Annotated in this window: 4 protein-coding genes; 2 read left to right on the top strand and 2 right to left on the bottom strand. The window is 59.2% G+C overall.

Features of this window, described 5'->3' with window-relative positions; translation table 11 throughout:
• Window positions 1-200 (top strand): hypothetical protein (locus tag ACW8PS_RS13865; RefSeq protein ID WP_491528083.1); only part of this gene is annotated, 200 nt, incomplete at its 5' end.
• Between the two features lie 482 nt (window positions 201-682).
• Here ACW8PS_RS13865 and ACW8PS_RS13860 read toward each other — a convergent pair.
• Both ACW8PS_RS13860 and ACW8PS_RS13855 read right to left on the bottom strand, forming a co-directional pair.
• Window positions 683-1,030 (bottom strand): hypothetical protein, encoded by a 348-nt coding sequence (locus tag ACW8PS_RS13860; protein WP_491528082.1) that lies wholly within the window; start codon window positions 1,028-1,030, stop codon window positions 683-685.
• A 330-nt stretch (window positions 1,031-1,360) separates the two neighbouring features.
• On the bottom strand, window positions 1,361-1,660 hold the full coding sequence (locus ACW8PS_RS13855) for a hypothetical protein (RefSeq protein WP_491528081.1): 300 nt from the start codon (window positions 1,658-1,660) through the stop codon (window positions 1,361-1,363).
• Between the two features lie 316 nt (window positions 1,661-1,976).
• On the opposite strand from ACW8PS_RS13855, the gene ACW8PS_RS13850 reads away from it, so the two are divergent.
• On the top strand, window positions 1,977-4,130 hold the full coding sequence (locus ACW8PS_RS13850) for an ATP-binding protein (RefSeq protein ID WP_491528080.1): 2,154 nt from the start codon (window positions 1,977-1,979) through the stop codon (window positions 4,128-4,130).
• Window positions 4,131-4,348 lie beyond the last annotated feature (218 nt).

Genomic DNA, 4,348 nt, shown 5'->3' with positions numbered 1-4,348 from the left:
GGAGCGACCAGAGCGGCAATGAGGGCGGTGGTGAGGGTGAGGGATTTCATGGGGATAGTCCTTTATATGTGCAGTGTGTGTTTGTGTGTTTGTGTTGTGGCGTGGTGAAGGGTTGTGCCTTCCATGACCAACAACTTAGGCGCCATTCTCCTGTGTTTCACCCAACGAAAGTGGGAAAAACACGTTATATTGGTGCGTGAGTGCACATTACGATCTGCCCGAAATGCGGGTCCATCATGGCCGGTTACAAACGCGTGAAGACCTGAAACCAAACCAGGGTTCGCAGCAATTATAGCGCGTCGCGCCTGATCGGATGCGAGCATTCATCACCCGGACCGAGGCAGCGTTCGCGCAATCGAATGCGTTCGGGTCGGCCGGTGAATTCGATTTGGCGCGACGCGCTCCAAGGGGCGCGGTTTTCTGACAGCCGAACTGTTGTGTTTGCCAGTGCGCGGCAACAGAACCGCTCTGCCCGAAGAATGAAAAAGCCCCCTGGCCGGGTTGGCAGGGGGCTTTCGCTTATAGCGCGTCGCGCCTGATCGGATTCGAGCATTCATCACCCGGACCGAGGCAGCGTTCGTGCGATCGAATGCGTTCGGGTCGGCCGGTGAATTCGATTTGGCGCGACGCGCTCTAGGATGCGCAAGGGGGACGGCTGCGCGCCGCAGAGTGTCGGGTCGGGCTATTCGTCTTCCCGGCCGGCGGCGTTTTCAGCGGCAAAGATGCGGGCCGCGACGGTATTGGCACCAAAGCTCTGGCTCGACAGGATCTCAATACCGCCCGGTCGTGTCGGGAACGGGCTTTCATCATCCGAAGCGGCCTCGGCAAAGAAAATCTCCTGTGCCTGACCGTTCGAGCCGAAGCTTTGCGTTGAGACGATTTCGGTTGCGCCGGGGCGTGGCGTGAATGTCAGTTCATCATCGGATCTGGTCTCGGACAGAAAGATGGCCTGCGCCGCCGGGCTTTGCTGCGCGAAGGCGGGGGCGGCGATGGCGGTGATGATTGCAGCGGTGAGTGCGAGGGTTTTCATGGGGTGCGTCCTTTGGGTCAATGTGGGTGTTGGCGAGATGGTGCCTTGCCATGACATTCAAGCTAGGCTCCAATCTCATGTGTTTCACCCAACAAGACCGCGAATTGGGTGTGAGGTTGGTGCATCTGTGCACAGGGGGGCCTGCGGCATAACCCACAGGATCACGGCCGTTTACGGGGCTGTGAAACCCTCCGCTTTCGGGTTGGGCGCGGGGTGGCACGGACAAAAACGCCCCCCGCGCCTGGGGCGTGGGGGGCATTTTCGGAAGAACCGGCAGGGTCGGGGAGGGTCGACCCCGCCGGGTTTGGCTTCCGGGCGCAATCCGCGGGTTTAGTCGGAGGCGCTTTCAGCGGCAAAGATGCGGGCGGCAGCGCTATTGGCACCAAAGCTCTGGGTCGAGATCACTTCGGCACCGACAACGCCGGGGGCGATGGTGCGTTCATCATCGGACAGGGCTTCGGCCAGAAGGATCGCCGCGCCGACGGTGCCGCCGCTGCTGGAGCCCAACAGGACAAGCTCGTTATTCGATGCGGCCTCGGCGGCGAAGATATCGGCGGCGGGGCCGGCATTGACGATGACCGGAGCGACCAGAGCGGCAATCAGGGCGGTGGTGAGGGTGAGGGATTTCATGGGGATAGTCCTTTATGTGTGCAGTGTGTTTGTTTGTGTTGTGGTGAAGGGCTGTGCCTTCCATGACCAACAACTTAGGCGCCAATTGTCTGTGTTCCACCCAACGATAGCGGAAAAATACGTTATAATGGTGCGTGTGTGCACAGCTTTCCCTGCGAGAATAATCCGACCATCACCCTTGATTACAGCCCCGCGAAATCCTGAAATACAAAGGCTGGATTTGCCACCGCGACCAACATCCGCAGGGCATTAATCCAATTTCAATCATACTGGCGGCATCTTGGCGGCTGACCGTTCGCGACAGACGAGAGCCAAGATGAACCCCGCCGGAATTGATGACCGATTGGCACAGGAACGCCGTGCGCGGTTGGCGGCCGAACGATTGCTGGCGCAAAAATCGCAGGAACTGTTTTCCGCCAACAAGCGGCTGGCGCAACATGCCGATGCGATGTCGGATCAGGTGATCGAACAGCGCCAGGAAAACGCTGAACTTGTCGGCCAGACCACAAAGGTGCGCGCCGATCTTGAGCTCGCCACCGAAAAAGCGCAACGCGCCGAACGCCGGTTATGGGATTCGCTGGCGATCATCGAGGATGGGTTTGCCATCTATGACCGCGACTGGCGGCTGGTCGCGGCAAACGCGGCCTTTATCCGGGTGTTTGACGGCATCGCAGAAATCGGCCCCGGCGCAAGCTACGAATCCATTTTGCGCATCGCCGTGGATGAAGGCATCATCGATATTGAAGGGGCGTATCCCGATGATTGGCTGGATGCCATGATCGCGCGTTGGGAACAGGATCCGATCCCGCAAAAGACCGTCAAGCTGTGGAATGGCGGCTACATCAAACTGGTCGATATCCGATCTCCCGAAGGCGATATGGTCAGCCTGGCGTTGAACATCACCGACAATATCCGCCGCGAACAGGAACTGCGTGAGGCGCGTGACCTGGCCGAATCCGCCAACCGCGCCAAATCGGCCTTTCTTGCCAATATGAGCCACGAGATCAGGACACCGATGAATGGCGTCGTTGGAATGGCCGATCTGTTGCGCGATACCGAGCTGGATGAAGAACAGCGCATGTATGCCGATACGATCAAGAATTCGGGCGAAGCCTTGTTGGTGATCATCAATGATGTGCTGGATTATTCCAAGATCGAGGCGGACAAGCTGACGCTGCACAGTGAAGCGTTTGATCTGGAAAGCATGATCCACGAAATCTTTCGCCTGCTGAAACCCACGCTTCAGGGCCGCGAACTGGACCTTGTGGTTGATTATGACATCTTCCTGCCGGAAAACCTGGTGGGCGACCGGGGCCGCATCCGTCAGGTGCTGACCAACCTGATCGGAAATGCGGTCAAGTTCACCGAAGCGGGCCATGTCACGGTGCGCGTTCTGGGCGAAGAGGACGGCGATGGCATGGTGACCTTGCGCATCGCGGTGGAGGATACCGGCATTGGCATTGCCAAGGAAAAGCAGGCGCATGTGTTTGGCGAATTCAATCAGGTCGAGGATCAGGCCAACCGCAAATATGAGGGCACCGGGCTGGGCCTGGCCATTTCGGCCAAGCTGATCACGCTGATGGGCGGGCAGATGTGGCTCGATTCCGTGCCCGGTGAAGGCTCTACCTTTGGCTTCATGTTGAAACTGGCACGGGCCGAAGGGGATGATACGCGGCCTGTGCCACCCTTGCCCGACCACCTGCGCCGGATCGCGCTGATCGGCCCCGAACTGCCGGGCCGTGCCCATCTGGAACGCAATTTGCTGAAGCTGCGCGCCGAGGTGCAGACCGCGTCAGAACCTGCCCGGCTGACAGGCGCGTTCGATCTGGTGCTGCTTTGTGGCCCGGACAAGGCAACAGAGGCGGCGCTGCGGGCGGGCGGGCATCACGGGCCGATTGTTCATTGCGGCGCGGGCGATGACGGGGGCGGGATGTCGGACATGGCACTGGCCGATCTGCGCGCCGCCCTGATAGTGGGCGCGCAAGACGCTCCCATGGAGGTGATCGCGCCCGAGACGCCCAGGCCAGAGCCGAAGAGCGGCCCGCGCAAATTGCGGCTGCTTGCGGCCGAGGATAACAAGACCAACCAGATGGTGTTTCGCAAGATGATCAAGGCGCTGGATCTGGAGCTGATCATGGTCGAAAACGGGGCCGAGGCGCTGGCGGCATTCATGGCGGAACCGCCCGATGTGATGTTCACCGATATTTCGATGCCCGAGATGGACGGGCTGGAAGCCACCCGCCGCATCCGCGCGTTCGAGGCCGAACAGGGCCTGCCGCGGGTGCCCATCGTGGCGATGACAGCCCATGCGATGGATGGGGATGAAACCCGGATCTTTGAGGCCGGAATTGACTACTACCTGACCAAGCCGCTGAAAAAACCTCTGATCATCGAAAAGATCACCGATCTGGCCCCCGATACCGTGTTGCCGGTTCTTTCGGAGGGTTATTGCAACTCTCAGAAAACCTGAATCCCTTAACGCTGCCTGAAATCCAGGATTTCAACGCGTCAAGCGATGCACCCTGCCTCAGATATTGCGAGAAGTGTTCTAAGAGGCTGATTGGAAAAGGGTTGAGTGAATTCAGCAGGTTATGATTCTATTCGGCTGCACAACTGAACGGAGATCGAAATGGCCTGGACTGAATTCACCCGGAACCGATATGAGCGCCAAAGCGCGCGATATTCAAG

This window comes from Alterinioella sp. (genome assembly GCF_058343375.1).
Note: the sequence above shows the minus strand (reverse complement) of the source record. Positions and strands in the feature narration are given on the sequence as shown.